This window comes from Streptomyces rishiriensis (assembly GCF_030815485.1).
In the GTDB taxonomy this organism is placed as follows: domain Bacteria; phylum Actinomycetota; class Actinomycetes; order Streptomycetales; family Streptomycetaceae; genus Streptomyces; species Streptomyces rishiriensis_A.
On record NZ_JAUSWV010000002.1, the window covers coordinates 5,470,424 to 5,485,202 of the forward strand.

Below are 14,779 nucleotides of genomic sequence, written 5' to 3' on the forward strand. Positions count from 1 at the left end.
CGCCATGTGGACCGACACACGACCCGCGGTGGAGATGCCGCGACTGTTCGAGCGGGGCGGGGACCTGATCTCCTTCGCCGGGGGCCTGCCCGACCTGGACGTCCTGCCCATGGACGTCGTCTCCGCCCAGCTCTCCCGGCTCCTGCGGCTCGGCGGGAAGCTGGCCCTCCAGTACACGACCCCGCATGTCGCGGCGGCCCTGGTGCCGGCGATCACCGACCTGATGGCCCGTGAGGGCGGGCGCACCACGGCCGGGAACCTGGTTCCCACCGGCGGCTCGCAGATGGGGCTGATGGCGGTGGCCCTCGGTCTCGCGTCCCCGGGCGAGACGGTCCTGTGCCAGACCCCCGCCTACCCGGGCGCCGCGGCCGCCTTCCGCACCGCGGGACTGCACCCGCACGCCGTGCCCGAGGACGCCGAAGGACTCGACCCGGAGGGACTGCGCGAGACGGTGCTCCGGCTGCGCGCCGACGGCCGCACCGCCCGCCTCCTGTACTGCAACCCGACCTTCCAGAACCCGACCGGCGCGACCCTCTCCGTCGCCCGCCGCGAGGAACTGCTCACCGTCGCCCGCGAGCTGGACCTGCTGATCGTCGAGGACAACCCCTACGGCCTGCTCGGCTTCGACGGGCGGACCACCGCCACCCTCCAGGGCCTCGACCCCGACCGGGTGATCTACCTCGGCACCTTCTCCAAGGTGTTCGCACCGGGCCTGCGCTGCGGCTGGATCGCGGCGCCGGCGGAACTGGCGGCCACCCTGCGCCGTACGACCGAGATCATGGCGCTGTCCCCGTCGGCGCTCGCCCAGGCCGCGCTCGCCGCGTTCCACACGCGGTCCGGCTGGACGGACCTGATCGACGCCTACCGGGCGAGCTACCGGGAGCGGTCGGCGCTGATGGCCGACGCGCTGGAGGCCGAACTCGGCACCGACGGGCCCTGGTCGTGGCAGCGGCCGGACGGCGGCTTCTACATCTGGCTGCGGCACCGCGACGGCGTGGACACGAACACCTTCGCGGACGCGGCGGCCGAACACGGGGTCTCCTTCGTGCCCGGCTCCCACTTCGGCATCGGCGGAGAGAACGCCGACGCGCTCCGGCTGTGCTTCAGCCAGGTGCCGAAGAAGCGGATCGCCGAGGGGATCTCCCGGCTGGCGGTCGCGCTCGGTCACGGGGCGGCGGAAGGGGTGGCGGCATGACCGGCACGCTCGAGGCGACCCGCACGCTCGACTGGACGGCCTTCGGACCGTCGTACCGGCTGGGCGACAGCGAGTGGCGGGTGTGGGGCGTCGGACTGCTCCGCAGCGCGGGCTTCCCGGTCTCCGGCCTGGGCCTGCTCGGCGGACCGCGCGCCGCCCGGGCGGCGGAGCTGCTGGCGACCGGCGGCCGGACGGACGGTCAGGAGGCCTTCAGCGCCGCCTACCGGGCCGACACCGACGCCGAGGCCGGGCGGCTGGCCCGGCTGGCCACCGACGACAAGGTGCGCACCGCCATCGCCTGGCAGAACCGCACCGTCTACCAGATCCTCGACTCCCTCGCCGCGCGCAGGGGCAAGGAGTCCAAGCGCCGGCAGCGGGAACGCACCCTGGCCATGTACTGGCTGCGGTACTGCGCCAAGGCCGACACCATCGGCTTCTTCGGCCCGGGGGCGTGGATCTCCGTCGGACAGGGGCAGCGCGCCGTCGATCTCGACCTCGGCCCGTCGCTGACCTCCCGGAGCCGCACCTTCCTCGAACGCTGGACGGTCGCCGCGCTGGCCGACTGGATGGCCGGGCAGCCGGGCGCCCGCTGGTGGTTCCCGCCGATGCTGCGGCCCGACGTGCACCTCGACGGCGACCGGCTCGTCCTGCAGGGCGGCCGTACCGTACGGCTGCGCGAGGACGACGTCCGGGTGCTGCGCCTCGTGGACGGCGACCGCGGCGGCGAGGCCGTCGCCGAGGCGACCGGCTGGGACCCCGCGACGGCGCGGGAGCGGGTGGAGAAGATCCTGACCCGGCTGCTGCGGCAGCGGGTGCTGACCTGGGACGCCAACATCCCCGTGGACGTCCGCGCCGAGGAGGTGCTGCGCCGGAGGGTGGCGGGGATCGGCGACCCGGAGCTGTTCGTCCGCTTCGACGCGGTCCTCACCGGACTGGACCGGCTGCGCGACGGCATCGACCGGGCGTCGAGCGCCGAGGAGCTCGTGGCGGCGCTCGACCGGCTGGACGACTTCTTCGTCCGGACGACGGGACAGTCGGCCTCCCGCGAGGAGGGCAAGGCGTACGCCGGCCGCACGCTCTGCTACCAGGACTCCCTCCGGGACTGCCGGATGGACCTCGGGCGGGACTTCCTGGACGGGATCGCCCGTCCGCTGGCCCTGGTCGCGGACGCGGCGGACTGGTTCGGCAACCGGCTCGCCGAACTGGTGGAGGCGGAGGTCGCCGGGTTCGTCCGCACGGCCGCGGCCCGCCGCCGCGGGGACGTCACCCTGGCCGACGTGTGGACACAGGTGCTCGGGCTGTTCTGGGGCGACAGGGCCACCCCGGTGCGGACCGCGACCCGTGAACTCGCCGAGAAGTGGCGCGAGGTGCTGAACCTCGAAGGGGAACGGCGGGCCCCGGTACGCCTGTCGGTGTCCGACATCGAGGAGCGGGCCCGCGAGGTCTTCGCGACCGGCCCGGTGCGCTCAGCCCATCTCGCCGTGCACAGCCCCGACCTCCAGGTGGTGGCCCGGTCCGTCGACGCCTTCAACGCCGGCGACTACACCACCGTCCTCGGCGAACTGCACGCCTGTCTGGCCACGCTCGACCTGCCGTTCCTCGACTGGACCACCGACGCCGGCTCGCTGCGGGACAAGGTGAACACGGCGATCGGCGCCCGGCGGCTGGTGCCGCTGCTGCCGGTCGAGTGGAAGCGCAACAGCGGCCGCATGGTGCCCGCCCCGATCGGCGCGGGCGACCGGCTGATCGGCTTCACCCGGGCCCCGTACGACGACCGCGCCCGCGTCGACCCGGCGGTGTCCGTCGGTCTGACGGAGAAGGACGGCACGGTCACCGCGACCACCCCCGACGGGGGTGTGTGGAGCATCGCCGAACTGCTCGCGGTGCCTGTCGCGATCATCGCCGCGGACGCCTTCAAGATCGGCCTGGACCGGCCGCACGCCCCGCGCGTGGCCCTCGACGACCTGGTCCTGTTCCGGGAGACCTGGCGGCTGCCGGCCGCCGGAACGGACCTGCCCGACAAGGCCGAGCGGGAGCGCGACTACCTCGCCGTCCGCCGCTGGGTGGCCGAACACGCCCTTCCCGACCTGCTCTTCGTCAAGTTCCCCGAGGAGACCAAGCCGTCCCTGGTGGACTTCACCAGCCCGACGCTGGTGCTGTCCTTCGCCAACCTCGTCCGGGCCGCGCGCCGGCTCGACCCCGACGCCGTCATCACCCTCAGCGAGCCCCTGCCGGCTCCGGAGGACTCCTGGCTGCCGGACGCCGACGGCGAGCGCTTCGTCAGCGAACTGCGGCTCCAGATCAGCAGAAAGGTGCCGGAATGACCGTCCTCGCCTCCGACGGCGCGGCCCTCGCGGTCCGTGCCACCCGCTCCCGGGACCCCGACATCGTCGCGACGATCGGTGGCACCCCGCTGGTCGCCCTCGACCGCCTGTTCCCGCCCGCGCGGTTCCAGGTGTACGCCAAGTGCGAGCGCTTCAACCCGGGCGGCTCCATCAAGGACCGCGCCGCCAAGTCGATGATCGAGCACGCCATCCGGGCGGGGAAGCTCGTCCCCGGGGTCTCCACCGTAGTGGAGTCCTCCTCCGGCAACCTGGGCATCGCCCTCGCCCAGCTGTGCAACTTCTACCGGCTGAACCTGATCTGCGTGATCGACCCGCGCACCACCGCGCAGAACGCCGCCATCATGCGGGCGTACGGCGCGAAGGTCGAGGTCGTCGACCGCGACCCGGCCACCGGGGAGTACCTGCCGGCCCGGATCGAGCGGGTGCGGTCGCTCCTGGCGAGCGTGCCGGACGCGTACTGGCCCAACCAGTACGCCAACGAGCACAACTCCCGGGCCCACCACCACACCATGCGGGAGATCCACGAGGCCCTCCCGGACGGCCCCGACCACCTGTTCCTCGCGGCCGGCACGACCGGGACGCTGCGCGGCTGCGCCGAGTACATCAGCGACCACGGCCTGGCCACGAACGTGGTGGCGGTGGACGCGGTCGGCAGCGTGATCTTCGGACCGCCGGAGCCGTGGGAGCTGACCCACCGGCGCACGATCCCCGGGCACGGGGCGGCGGTCGTCCCGCCGCTGCTGCGGCCGGGCCTCGCGGACCGGGTCGTCAAGGTCACCGACTTCGACTGTGTGCGCGGCTGCCGGCAACTGCTCGCCCAGGAATCCATCCTCGCCGGCGGTTCCTCGGGCGCCGTCGTGGCAGCGATCCAGGCCGCCGCGTCCTGGATCGAACCGGGCGCGACCTGCGTCGCCGTCCTGCCCGACGGTGGCGACCGCTACCTCGACACCGTCTACTCCGACTCCTGGGTCGAGGACCACTTCAAGGACTTCCCGCTGCCCGGCACCACCCGTGACGACGGCCCCGCTCTCCACCCCACCGCTCTCCACCCCACCGATCACGAAAGGAGTGAGTCATGAGGATCCTCGGTCGCGACGACGTCGCATCGGCCCTGAAGGGCCTCGGACCCGCCGTCCTCGACGCGGTCCGCAGCGCCTACGTGCTGCACGGCCAGGGCCACTCGCAGGTGCCCTTCTCCAGCTTCCTGCGCCCGCCGCGGCCCGCCGGCTCGCGCATCATCTCCCTGCCCGCCTATCTGGGCGGCCCGGAGCCCGTGATGGGCCTGAAATGGATCTCGTCCTTCCCGGCCAACGTCGAGCAGGGTCTCCAGCGGGCCTCCTCCGTGCAGGTGCTCAACGACCTCGACACCGGATATCCGCAGGCACTGCTGGAAGGCAGCCAGATCTCGTCCTCGCGGACCGCGGCGAGCGCCGCCCTCGCCAGCGGCGCGCTGCACGGCTCCCGCCCGGTGCGCACGGCGGGCCTGGTCGGGTGCGGCACCATCAACCAGCGGGTGCTCGCCTTCCTCACCCTGACCCATCCCGAGCTCGAGACCGTGGTGCTCCAGGACGTGGTCCCGGGCCGCGCCGAGGTCTTCGCCGCCGAACTGGAGTGCGAGTACCCGGGGATCGTCTTCCGCACCGGTGACGTCGCCGCGGCGCTCGGCGCCGAGACGGTGAGCATCGCGACCACCGACTCGACCTACTGGCTCGACCTGGCCGCCCACCCCGACCGCCCGTCCCGCCAGGTGATCCTGCACCTGTCGTTGCGCGACCTGAGCACGGAGTCGGTGCTCGGCGCGTACAACGTGGTCGACGACGTCGAGCACGCCGTCCGGGAGCGGACCTCCCTGCACCGGGCCGAGCAGGAGACCGGGCACCGGGAGTTCGTGCACGCCGAGATCGCCACCGTGCTGGGCTGCTCCGAGCCGCCGGCCACGGACGGCACGATCGTCTTCTCGCCCTTCGGGCTCGGCATCCTCGACCTCGCGGTCGCCCAGGCGGTCCTCAAGGCCGCCACCGCGGCCGGCCTCGGCACCGAGGCCGCCGGATTCGACCCGGGCAGCCACCGGGTCACCGCGGCGATGGCGGGGAGGGCCGCATGAGCACCCTCTTCGCCGAGGGCACCAAGGCCCTCGTCACCGGAGCCTCGCGCGGCATCGGCGCGGCGATCGCGCTCACCCTGGCCGAGCACGGCTGCGACGTGGCCCTCAACTACCGCTCCAACGCGGCGAAGGCCGAGGAGGTGGCCGAGCGGATCCGCGAGCTCGGCCGGGAGGCCCTGCCGGTCCGGGCGGACGTCTCCGACGAGGCTCAGGTCGCCGCGATGTACAAGCAGCTGAAGGCCGCCTGGGGGCGTCTCGACGTCGCCGTCCTCAACTCCGGTGTCACCGCCGACGGTCACCTGGCCGCCATGAGCTCCGCCAAGTGGCAGGAGGTCGTCGGCACCAACCTGACCGGCGCCTTCTACACCGCCCGCGAGGCGACCAAGCAGATGTACGCGAGCGGCGGCGCGATCGTCTTCATCGCCTCCACCAGCGGCATCGCCGGCCGGGCCGGTCAGGCCAACTACGCCGCCAGCAAGGGCGGGGTGATCGCCATGGCCAAGACGCTGTCGTACGAGGTCGCCCCGCGCGGCATCCGGGTCAACGTCGTCGCGCCCGGGTTCATCGACACCGACATGGTCAAGAAGGTGCCGCCCGCCCATATGAAGGAGGCCCTCCAGGTCATCCCGATGGGGCGCATGGGCACCGCGGCCGAGGTGGCCCAGGCGGCGGTCTTCCTGGCCGCCCCCGCCGCCTCCTACATCACCGGCAAGGTGCTCACCGTCGACGGCGGAATGATCCCCAACTAGCCATCAGCAACCCGTGATCACTCAGCATTTGCCCCTCCATGAAAGGAACGCCACCGTGTCCGTCGCCACCTTCGAGGACATCCGCAGCCAGGCCGAGACCCGCCTGGAGAAGAACATGAAGGTCAAGTCGATGATCGTCGACCGTCTTGGCCTGGACGTCGAGCCGGCCGTCGTCTCCGACAACCAGCCGCTGTTCGGCCGCGGTCTGGAGATGGACTCGCTGGACACCCTCGAGATCGTCGTCATGGTCAACAACGAGTACGACGTGCTGATCAGCGACGACGACTTCGAGGCCTTCGGATCCATCAACGCCCTGGTCGACTTCATCGAAGCCCGCGAGGTCTGAGCATGACGATCGCCTCCGAGGCCCCCGCACGGCCGAAGCAGAAGTACAGCTACTCCTCCGACGACATCAAGCGGATGCTGCCGCACCGCTGGCCGATGCTGATGATCGACCGTGCCTACGACGTCGTCCCCGGTGTCTCGGGCCGCGGCGTGAAGAGCGTCTCGGTGAACGAGCCCTTCTTCGCCGGGCACTACCCCGACCACTCGATCATGCCGGGCGTGATGATCGTCGAGGCGATGGCCCAGCTGGTGGCCGTCGTGTACGTCGCCGAGATCATCGAGGCGGCCGGGGCGCCCGAGGGCGGCGACCCCTCCGAGAGCGTCGGCTACCTCGGTTCCATCAGCTCGATGAAGTTCTCCCGGCTCGTCGTCCCCGGCGACCAGCTGACCCTCGACGCCAGGCTCGGCCAGCGGCTGGGCGGCCTGAGGCAGGTGTCGGTGCGCGCGAGCGTCGGCTCGGAACCGGCCGCCGCCGGGTCCCTGATCGTCACCACCGGCCGCAAGGCCTGACCGCTTCCGCGCGAGTCCCACCGAAGAACCACCGAAGAAAAGGAGGTGAGGCATGTCCATCACGATCCGCCCGTACCAGGAGGGCGACGCGCACGACATCGCGGCCCTGTACAACCGTCACCGTGACAACCCCAACCCGGTAGCGGGCGGCATCACCGGTGACGAGCTGGAGCGCGAGCTGGCCGAACGGGACACGGGAACCTTCCTCGTGGCCGTGGACGGCGGGCGGGTGGTGGGCACCTTCGGCCTGTTCCACAACACCGGCCGGCGTTCCGCCCGCGCCGGTGAGCTCATCGCCGACATGTTCTTCGTCGCCCCCGCCTACCGCAACGGAGTCATCACCGGCCGGCTGTTCACGGAGGCCGTCGAGTGGATGGTGCAGTCCGGGTGCCTCGTGCTCCGGCTCACCGTCAACCCGGCCAACAGCGTCGCGTTCAAGCTCTACCGGCGCGTCGGCTGCGTCTCCGTGGGCCAGACCGTGCCCGGCGAGGACGGCAACGTCGAACTGCACAACTACATCCCGCTGGTCCTGCGCAGCGTCTTCGCGGACCTGGGACCGGAGGTCAGGTCGGCGCTCGGCCGACTGAACAGCTTCGGCACGGTCACCGAGGCCCGGGACGAGGAACTGCGCTCCGACGTCCGGCTGGTGGACGGCGTCCGCACCGTCGACTACCACCTGGCGCTGGGCGAGTTCGGGATCACCGCGAGCGTCGACGTCGACCGCGGCGTCGTACGCGAGGCACAGGTCACCGGACCCGACGGCACCGCCCGCGCGCTGCGGCTCACCGAACCGCTGTACCACGTGCGCGCACCACGACGGCCGACACCGCACCGGTTCGGCTCCGGTGGGCTGGTCTGCGAGGTGGACGGCGACGACGGCACGCTGTCGGTACTGGCCGAAGGACACCACGGCCCGGTGTTCGTCTCCACCTGGCCCAGCTGCCGGGCCGACCGCCCGGCGGGCTGGCGCGAGGGCGAGCCCCGCGACCTGGACATCGTGCCCGTCGAGAACGGGGTCCGGGTCACCGAGCGGTGCGGCGAGGACGAGATCGTCGGCACGGTCACCCTCACCGGGGGGACCCTGCGGCAGGACTTCGCCTTCACCAGCCGCCCCGGCCGGATCTTCCAGATGGTCGGCCTGCGGCAGGGCGCCTTCCTCCACCCGGACGGCGAGCACCACCCGATCGGCCTCGGCCTGGGCGTCCGTGACGCCTCGGAAGCCGTCGCGGCCTCCCACGTCGTCCCGGAGGGCACCGGACTCGCCTGGCGGGGCACGGCATGGGACATCCGGCTGCCGGTCCGCGAACCCGTCCGGCTGATCCACAGCGCCCTGCTGGAGCGCGGCCTGACGGCCGGCCCGGACGGGGTGGCCCGGCTGCGGACCGACTTCCGCCCGGCGAACGCGGGCACCGGCGTGAGGACCGCCGAGCGGGCCGGGGCCGCACGGCCGGCCCGTACCGCACCGAAGCCGTCCGCCGTCCGCCGGCTGGAGCTGAGCGCCTCCGCCGCCGGGGTCACCTCGTGGAAGGAGGGCGCCACCAAGGTTCTGCGCAGCCCGTATCCGCGCACCAGGGTCTTCGGCTACAACCCCCGCTGGTCGGCGGGCATGTGGGTCACCGCCGAGAGCAGCCGGTACGGCCGCGCGAGCGGTCTCGGCTGGGGCGCGCGGCCCACCGCCTGGGAGGAGAAGCACCCGCTCGGCCTGTTCGCCCCGCGCGAGCGGATCGGCTGGGAGCTGACCGTCCCCGAGGACACCGCAGAGCCGGTCCTGGCCGACATCCAGGCCCCGGACAGCGCGGAGGAGATCGTCCTCTGGCTCACCCCGAACACGCCGCGCGAGACCACCGTGGTACTCGACTCGGCCGGCACCCGATGGGAGCTCGGCTCGGCCGGCTTCCGCCAGATCTGGGCCGCCGCGGCCACCGTACGGCTCGCCGACGGCAGCTGGCTCGACTGCCGGCCCGCCGACGGCGCCTGCGCGGAGGCCGAACTCGTCCTGCGCACGACCCCTTCCGGCCTGCTGATCGGCTGCGTCTCCCCGGCCCGCCGGCCGAGCGCCTGGCAGCTGGCCGTGCACGGCGGACCCACCCGCTCCTGAACCACCCCCACCACTTTCTGCCCGAGAGGAACACCACGTCATGACCACCACCACCGTCTCCGCCCTCCGCACCGCGTCGGACGACTACGCCACCGTGCGCACCACCGTCGGCGCCTACCGGATCGACGCCCCGCTGGTCCGCGTCTCCGGCGACGAGCGGCTGTCGCTGCTCGACCTGTTCCTGGCCAAGTCGGGCGACTTCGTCGAGCCGGACTCGGTCCGCGAGGTGCTGGCCCTGAACGCCGACGGCTCCCCCTTCGCGATCCTGCTGCACTTCGAGATCGGCGAGGACGCCTGGCTGCTGCCCCGCACCCGGGTGACCGCCGACGAGCTGCGCGGCTACCTCGACGGGCTGGACGTCCCCGAGGGCGTCGAGGTCGACATCGAGCCGGAGGGCTGGGGCGCCACCGCGTTCGAGGGCCCGACGGCCTGGTCGGTCGCGGCACGCTTCGTCGACTTCGACATCTCCGGCCTGACCCTGCACGCCGTCACCGAGTCCGCGCTGCCCGACGACCCGGCCGCCCTCGCCCACCTGGCCCGCGTCGGCACCACCGGCGAGTACGGCTACCTGCTCCTCAGCAACGCCCCCGAGACCGCCCACCGGGCCGTGCTCGGCGCGGTCCGGGAGGAGGGCGGCGCGCCGGTCGGCGCCGAGGGCCTCGCCCGGGTCCAGGCCGAGGCCGGCATGGCCGTCTACGCCGCCGGCTTCACCGGACTGTCGGTGGACGAGGCCGACCTGTCCTGGATGATCGACTGGAACCGGGTCGGCGAGTTCCGCGGCTCCGACGACCTGGTCAGGCCGACCGCCGAGACCGCCAGGCTGACCGCCCTGGCCGCCCCCGCGGACAGCCGGTTCACGGCAGGCACGCAGGTGACCGCGGCCGGCCGGGAGGTCGGCACCGTCCTGTGGCAGGCTCCCTCCGCCAACCCGGAGGAAGAGCTCGTCCTCGCCCTCCTGGACGCCCCGTTCTGGGTCTCCGGCCTCGAACTGGCCGCCCAGGACGAGCAGGCCGCCGAGCGCCCGCTGCGCACCGTGACCCTGCCGCGTGTCATCGCCCGCTCCCTCACCACCCGGATCGCCTGATGTCCACGCCGAGAATCGCCCTGACGGGCCTGGGACTGATCACCGGTGCCGGTGACGACGTCGAGAAGGGCTGGTCGTCCATCGCGGCCGGCACCTCCGGCATCCGCACCAACACCCTCATGGACACCTCCGAGCTGCTGACCGAGTGGGCCGGCATGGTCACCGGCGAACAGCCGGCCGACGTCGACCGCTGCTACGGCCTCGCCGCCACCGCGATCCGGGAGGCCCTGGAGAGCAGCGGGCTCGACCTGGACACCGTCGACCGGAACCGGGTCGCGGTCGTGGTCGGCTCCAGCCTCGGCGCCATGCCGACGCTGGAGAGCGTGCACGCCGACCTCGTCCACGAGGGGAAGCTGGACGCGGAGCGCGCGGCCGCCGTCCAACTGCCCTGCGTCGGCGACTACATCGCCGCCGAGTTCGACCTGCGCGGCCCGCGCGTGGTCCTGTCCAACGCCTGTGCGGCCAGCGCCGTGGCCCTCGGCTACGCGGCCGAACTGCTGTGGAAGGGGGACGTCGACCACGTCATCTGCGGCGGCGTCGATCCCCTCGCCTCGCTGTCGGCGTACGGGTTCAGCGCCCTGGGCGCGCTCGACCCGGAGCCGTGCTCGCCGATGTCCGCGTCCACGGGCCTGACCCTCGGGGAGGGGGCCGGGTTCATGGTCCTGGAGTCGGCGGACCGCGCCGCCTCCAGGGGCGCCCGGGTCCTCGCCGAGCTGGGCGGTTACGGCCTCTCCTGCGACGGCTACCACCAGACCGCCCCCGACCCGAGCGGCAAGGGCGCCTGCGCCGCCATGGCCCAGGCCCTGGACACGGCGGGTCTGACTCCGCAGGACGTCGACTACCTCAACCTGCACGGCACGGGCACGCCGGCGAACGACGCCTCCGAACCGAAGGCCGTGAAGCTGCTGTTCGGCTCCTCGGTGCCGCCGGCCAGCTCCACCAAGTCGATCCTGGGCCACACCCTCGGCGCGGCGGGGGCGGTCGAGGCGGTCGTCAGCACCCTCGCCATCGACCGCGGCACCCTGCCGCCGACGATCAACACCCGGGGCGTCGCCCAGCCGTTCGGCCTGGACGTCATCCCGGACACCGGCCGCGCCGGGGCCCGTCCCGAGGTGGTCATCTCCAACTCCTTCGCCTTCGGCGGCAACAACGCCTCCGTCGTCCTCAACCGTCCTGGCCGCCCGAGCTCCGCCCCGCGCCGTACCGAGCAGGTCCACGAGGTGGTCGTCACCGGGGTCGCGGGTCTCGCGGGCGGCGCGGGCAACACCGCCGACCTGGTGGCCGCCCTCGACGACGGGCGCGCCTGCTTCACCGCCGCCGAACACGTCGAAGGCGTGGGCGAGGTGCCGGTCGGCCGGGTGGACGTCAAGTCGGCCTCCCGGGGCATCAACCCGAGCCGGGCCCGCCGTATGGACCCCCTCAGCCTGCTGGCCGCCGCCGCGGTCGCCGACCTCTACGGCCGGCACGGCAAGCCGTCACGGGCCGAGGCCGAGGGCACGGGCATCGTCTTCGCCACCGGCTACGGGCCGGTCACCTCGGTCCTGCAGTTCCACAAGGGCGTCCTCCAGCAGGGCATCAGCGGCGCCAACCCGGCGCTGTTCGCCAACACGGTCGTCAACGCGGCGGCCGGCCATGTGGCGATGCTGCACCGCTACCGCGGCTACACCGCGACGATCGCCAACGGCGGCACCAGCTCCGTCCTGGCCCTCCAGCTAGCCGCCCGGGTCATCGCGCGCGGCATGGCGGACCGGATCATGGTCGTGATCGCCGACGAGTTCCCCGAGCAGGCGCTGGCCACCCAGGCCGGTCTCCCCGGCTACGCGCGCTCCGGGCCGGTGGTCCCCGGCGGCCGCAGCGGCATGGTGCTCAGCGAGGGCGCGGCGGCGATCCTGCTGGAGAGCGAGCGGTCGGCTGCCGCCCGGGGCGCGGACGTCCTGGCGAAGGTACGCGGCTACGGAGCCTCCGGCGAGCCGGCCGGGATCGGCCGCATCGGCCGCGACGGCGAGGCCTGGGCCCGGGCCCTGCGCGGGGCGATGGCCGAGGCCGGGGTCACGCCCGACGGGATCGACACGGTCGTCTCGGCGGCCTCCGGCTACAGCCTGGTGGACACCGCCCAGTCGCGGGCCCTGCGCCTTGCGGGACTGGCGGACCGCCCGACGATCACCCCGAAGGCGCTGCTGGGCGAGACCTACGGCAGCGCGGGCGCCCTGGGCCTGGTGGCGGCGCTGACCGCGCCGACCCGGCGGGGCAGGCTCCTGCTCTCCAGTTTCGCCTACGGCGGCAGCTACGCGGCGGCCGTGTTCGACACGGAGGCGTGATGGGGGCGCTGCTGGGGCTGGTGATGGATCCGGTCGTACGCGGCCGGCTCGCGGAGCGGCCCGCCCCGATCGACTGCCTGGTCACCCACCACCCCCACCTTCCCCGCGACCGCATGGGCCACCGTCTCGACGCCTCCGGCCGCTCCCTGATCATCGAGGCCGTCGCCCGGGTGTACGGCCTCGACATCGGGGCGCGGGACCTCACGAGGGACGTCCACAAGCGCTGGCACATACCGGCCCACCACCTCACCGCCTCGGTCGCGCACTGCGACGGCTACAGCGCCGTGGCCCTGTCGTCCGGTGCGGTGAACATCGGGGTGGACCTCCAGGACGAACGGGACCGCCCGGCCGCCATGCGGTGGCTCGGCACCCTGCTCGGCCGCCGACAGCCCGCCGAGATACGGGACTTCGCCGAGTGCGAGGCGCTCATCAAGGCCTCGCACGTCACCAAGGAGACCTTCGCCGGAGTCCGGCTGCCCGCGTGGCGGCCGGGCTGGCGGCCCACCAACGTGGGTGCCTACCAGGTGCGTTCGGCGACCGTGGCCCCCGCGATGCACCTGGCCCTCGCGGCCGACGCCCCCGCCCCCGTCCGCATGCACACCCCGACCCCGGAGCCGGCATGACAGCCACAGCGGCCGCTGTACGGCCCTACACCCGCCGTATCTCGCAGATCGAACGCGGCTATCTCAACGCCGCGGCGACGGGCACCCCGCAGCTGATCCAGATGATCGTCGAGGGCGAGGGCCGCATCGACCCCGACGCGCTGCGCGACGCGGTACGGTCCGCCACCCTCGCGAGCCCCGGCCTCGCGGTACGCCGCCGGGGCGCCGGCTGGCGCGCCGACGGCCCGCTCCCGCCGGTCGTCGAACTCCCCGCCGGCGACAGCTTCGACGCCCCCTTCTTCCACCGCGACCTGGACGTCGTCACGGGCCCGGTCTGCGAGGTCGGGCTCACCGACGGGCCGTCGACCCGGCTGGTCGTACGGGCCAGTCACATCGTCACCGACGGCCGTGGGCTCCGGCAGTGGATCGCCGACGTGTTCCGGGTGCTGCGCGGCGAGGAGCCGGTCGGGGCCGCGTCCGTCGTGGACGACACCCACTTCCGGTCGGCCGCCGGAAAAGTGCCGCCCGCCGAGCCGACCGCGCGGCTGGAGGGCCTGCCCGCCGTCCTCGGCGACGGTCCGGCCGACGGCACACCATTGTGGATACGGCGCCGGGTGCCGGCGGCCCCGTCGGCGGTCACCGCCCGGGTGGCCGCCGCGCTCTCCCGCCGCCTGGGCGGCGAGAGGGGCCGGCTGATCGTGCCGGTGGACCTGCGCCGCCACGACCGCACGGTCCGCTCCAGCGCCAACCTCACCTCCCGGCTGGTGCTGGACCTGCACCGGGACGACAGCTGGAAGCGGCTGCACGGCCAGGTCGTCCGGGCCCTGCTCGGCAAGCGCGAGGTGGCCGCGCTGGACGGGGACTTCCTGCGCAGCAACCCCTTCGCCAACTCGCTGCGGGAGGCCCGGGAACTGGACGGCAGCCGGTTCCCGTGCACGGCGATCATCTCGGACCACGGCCGGATCGACACCGCCGAACTGCGCACCGACCGGTTCCGGCCGACCGGCTTCTCCACGCTGCCGATGCTCGTGCCCTACGCCGAGATGTTCCTGAGCACCTGCCAGGTCGGCGACGCGACCGAACTGACCCTGTCCTGCCGCAGCCGCCCCGGCGCACGCGAGGCGGCCGAAGCGGCCCTCGACGACATCGAGCACGCCCTGACCGCCCAGAACTGACGGCCCCACCCACCGAACCACCGGACCCGAGTCACCGCCCACCGACCACCCGGCGACGGCTGTCACGACCTGCCCGCCACCACCTGGCACCAACCCGTGGCCGCCCGGCACGGGCTGCCCGGCACCGACCGCACGCATTGGCTGTCACGACCTGCCCGCCATCGCGCGGCACCGGACCCCGTGGCCAGTCGGTATGGGCCGCCTGGCACCGACCACCCGGCGACGGCTGTCACGACCTGCACGTCACCACCTGG

The 14,779-nt window shown here is 73.4% G+C and carries 12 protein-coding genes; all 12 read left to right on the plus strand.

Going from position 1 to position 14,779, the window contains the following annotated elements; translation table 11 throughout:
* The first annotated feature begins 4 nt into the window (after positions 1-4).
* Genes QF030_RS26985 through QF030_RS27040 form a run of 12 tightly spaced genes read left to right on the plus strand, consistent with a single transcriptional unit; the run spans position 5 to position 14,525 of the window.
* The gene (locus tag QF030_RS26985; RefSeq protein WP_307165192.1) at positions 5-1,195 is read left to right on the plus strand and encodes an aminotransferase-like domain-containing protein; all 1,191 of its coding nucleotides are present in this window, start codon (positions 5-7) and stop codon (positions 1,193-1,195) included.
* Positions 1,192-3,519 (plus strand): lantibiotic dehydratase, encoded by a 2,328-nt coding sequence (locus tag QF030_RS26990; protein ID WP_307165193.1) that lies wholly within the window; start codon positions 1,192-1,194, stop codon positions 3,517-3,519. Before QF030_RS26985 ends, QF030_RS26990 begins: the two co-directional genes overlap by 4 nt.
* The gene (gene sbnA / locus QF030_RS26995) at positions 3,516-4,619 is read left to right on the plus strand and encodes a 2,3-diaminopropionate biosynthesis protein SbnA (protein WP_307165194.1); all 1,104 of its coding nucleotides are present in this window, start codon (positions 3,516-3,518) and stop codon (positions 4,617-4,619) included. Before QF030_RS26990 ends, sbnA begins: the two co-directional genes overlap by 4 nt.
* A complete protein-coding gene (gene sbnB, locus QF030_RS27000) occupies positions 4,616-5,644 on the plus strand; it encodes a 2,3-diaminopropionate biosynthesis protein SbnB (protein ID WP_307165195.1) in 1,029 nt (342 codons plus the stop codon). The genes sbnA and sbnB overlap by 4 nt, the downstream gene beginning before the upstream one ends.
* Positions 5,641-6,393: a 3-oxoacyl-ACP reductase FabG gene (fabG, locus tag QF030_RS27005; protein WP_307165196.1), complete on the plus strand. Its 753-nt coding sequence runs from the start codon at positions 5,641-5,643 to the stop codon at positions 6,391-6,393. The genes sbnB and fabG overlap by 4 nt, the downstream gene beginning before the upstream one ends.
* 55 nt (positions 6,394-6,448) lie before the next feature.
* Positions 6,449-6,739, plus strand: a complete 291-nt coding sequence (locus QF030_RS27010; protein WP_307165197.1) for an acyl carrier protein — start codon at positions 6,449-6,451, stop codon at positions 6,737-6,739.
* A 2-nt stretch (positions 6,740-6,741) separates the two neighbouring features.
* Positions 6,742-7,248 (plus strand): 3-hydroxyacyl-ACP dehydratase FabZ, encoded by a 507-nt coding sequence (fabZ, locus tag QF030_RS27015; protein ID WP_307165198.1) that lies wholly within the window; start codon positions 6,742-6,744, stop codon positions 7,246-7,248.
* Positions 7,249-7,300: 52 nt separating this feature from the next.
* Complete coding sequence (locus tag QF030_RS27020; RefSeq protein ID WP_307165199.1) at positions 7,301-9,346, plus strand: GNAT family N-acetyltransferase; 2,046 nt, start codon at positions 7,301-7,303, stop codon at positions 9,344-9,346.
* A gap of 40 nt (positions 9,347-9,386) precedes the next feature.
* The gene (locus tag QF030_RS27025; RefSeq protein ID WP_307165200.1) at positions 9,387-10,430 is read left to right on the plus strand and encodes an aminomethyl transferase family protein; all 1,044 of its coding nucleotides are present in this window, start codon (positions 9,387-9,389) and stop codon (positions 10,428-10,430) included.
* Positions 10,430-12,748 (plus strand): beta-ketoacyl-[acyl-carrier-protein] synthase family protein, encoded by a 2,319-nt coding sequence (locus QF030_RS27030; protein ID WP_307165201.1) that lies wholly within the window; start codon positions 10,430-10,432, stop codon positions 12,746-12,748. Before QF030_RS27025 ends, QF030_RS27030 begins: the two co-directional genes overlap by 1 nt.
* Entirely contained in the window at positions 12,748-13,371 is a 624-nt protein-coding gene (locus QF030_RS27035) for a hypothetical protein (protein ID WP_307165202.1), read from the plus strand. Before QF030_RS27030 ends, QF030_RS27035 begins: the two co-directional genes overlap by 1 nt.
* Positions 13,368-14,525 (plus strand): hypothetical protein, encoded by a 1,158-nt coding sequence (locus QF030_RS27040; RefSeq protein WP_307165203.1) that lies wholly within the window; start codon positions 13,368-13,370, stop codon positions 14,523-14,525. Before QF030_RS27035 ends, QF030_RS27040 begins: the two co-directional genes overlap by 4 nt.
* The last annotated feature ends 254 nt before the right edge of the window (positions 14,526-14,779 follow it).

Bases quoted from the DNA above. Each gene is read 5' to 3' on its own strand.
- QF030_RS26985 (WP_307165192.1), top strand. From the start codon at position 5: ATGTGGACCGACACACGACCCGCGGTGGAGATGCCGCGACTGTTCGAG.
- QF030_RS26990 (WP_307165193.1), top strand. From the start codon at position 1,192: ATGACCGGCACGCTCGAGGCGACCCGCACGCTCGACTGGACGGCCTTC.
- sbnA (WP_307165194.1), top strand. From the start codon at position 3,516: ATGACCGTCCTCGCCTCCGACGGCGCGGCCCTCGCGGTCCGTGCCACC.
- sbnB (WP_307165195.1), top strand. From the start codon at position 4,616: ATGAGGATCCTCGGTCGCGACGACGTCGCATCGGCCCTGAAGGGCCTC.
- fabG (WP_307165196.1), top strand. From the start codon at position 5,641: ATGAGCACCCTCTTCGCCGAGGGCACCAAGGCCCTCGTCACCGGAGCC.
- fabZ (WP_307165198.1), top strand. From the start codon at position 6,742: ATGACGATCGCCTCCGAGGCCCCCGCACGGCCGAAGCAGAAGTACAGC.
- QF030_RS27020 (WP_307165199.1), top strand. From the start codon at position 7,301: ATGTCCATCACGATCCGCCCGTACCAGGAGGGCGACGCGCACGACATC.
- QF030_RS27025 (WP_307165200.1), top strand. From the start codon at position 9,387: ATGACCACCACCACCGTCTCCGCCCTCCGCACCGCGTCGGACGACTAC.
- QF030_RS27030 (WP_307165201.1), top strand. From the start codon at position 10,430: ATGTCCACGCCGAGAATCGCCCTGACGGGCCTGGGACTGATCACCGGT.
- QF030_RS27035 (WP_307165202.1), top strand. From the start codon at position 12,748: ATGGGGGCGCTGCTGGGGCTGGTGATGGATCCGGTCGTACGCGGCCGG.
- QF030_RS27040 (WP_307165203.1), top strand. From the start codon at position 13,368: ATGACAGCCACAGCGGCCGCTGTACGGCCCTACACCCGCCGTATCTCG.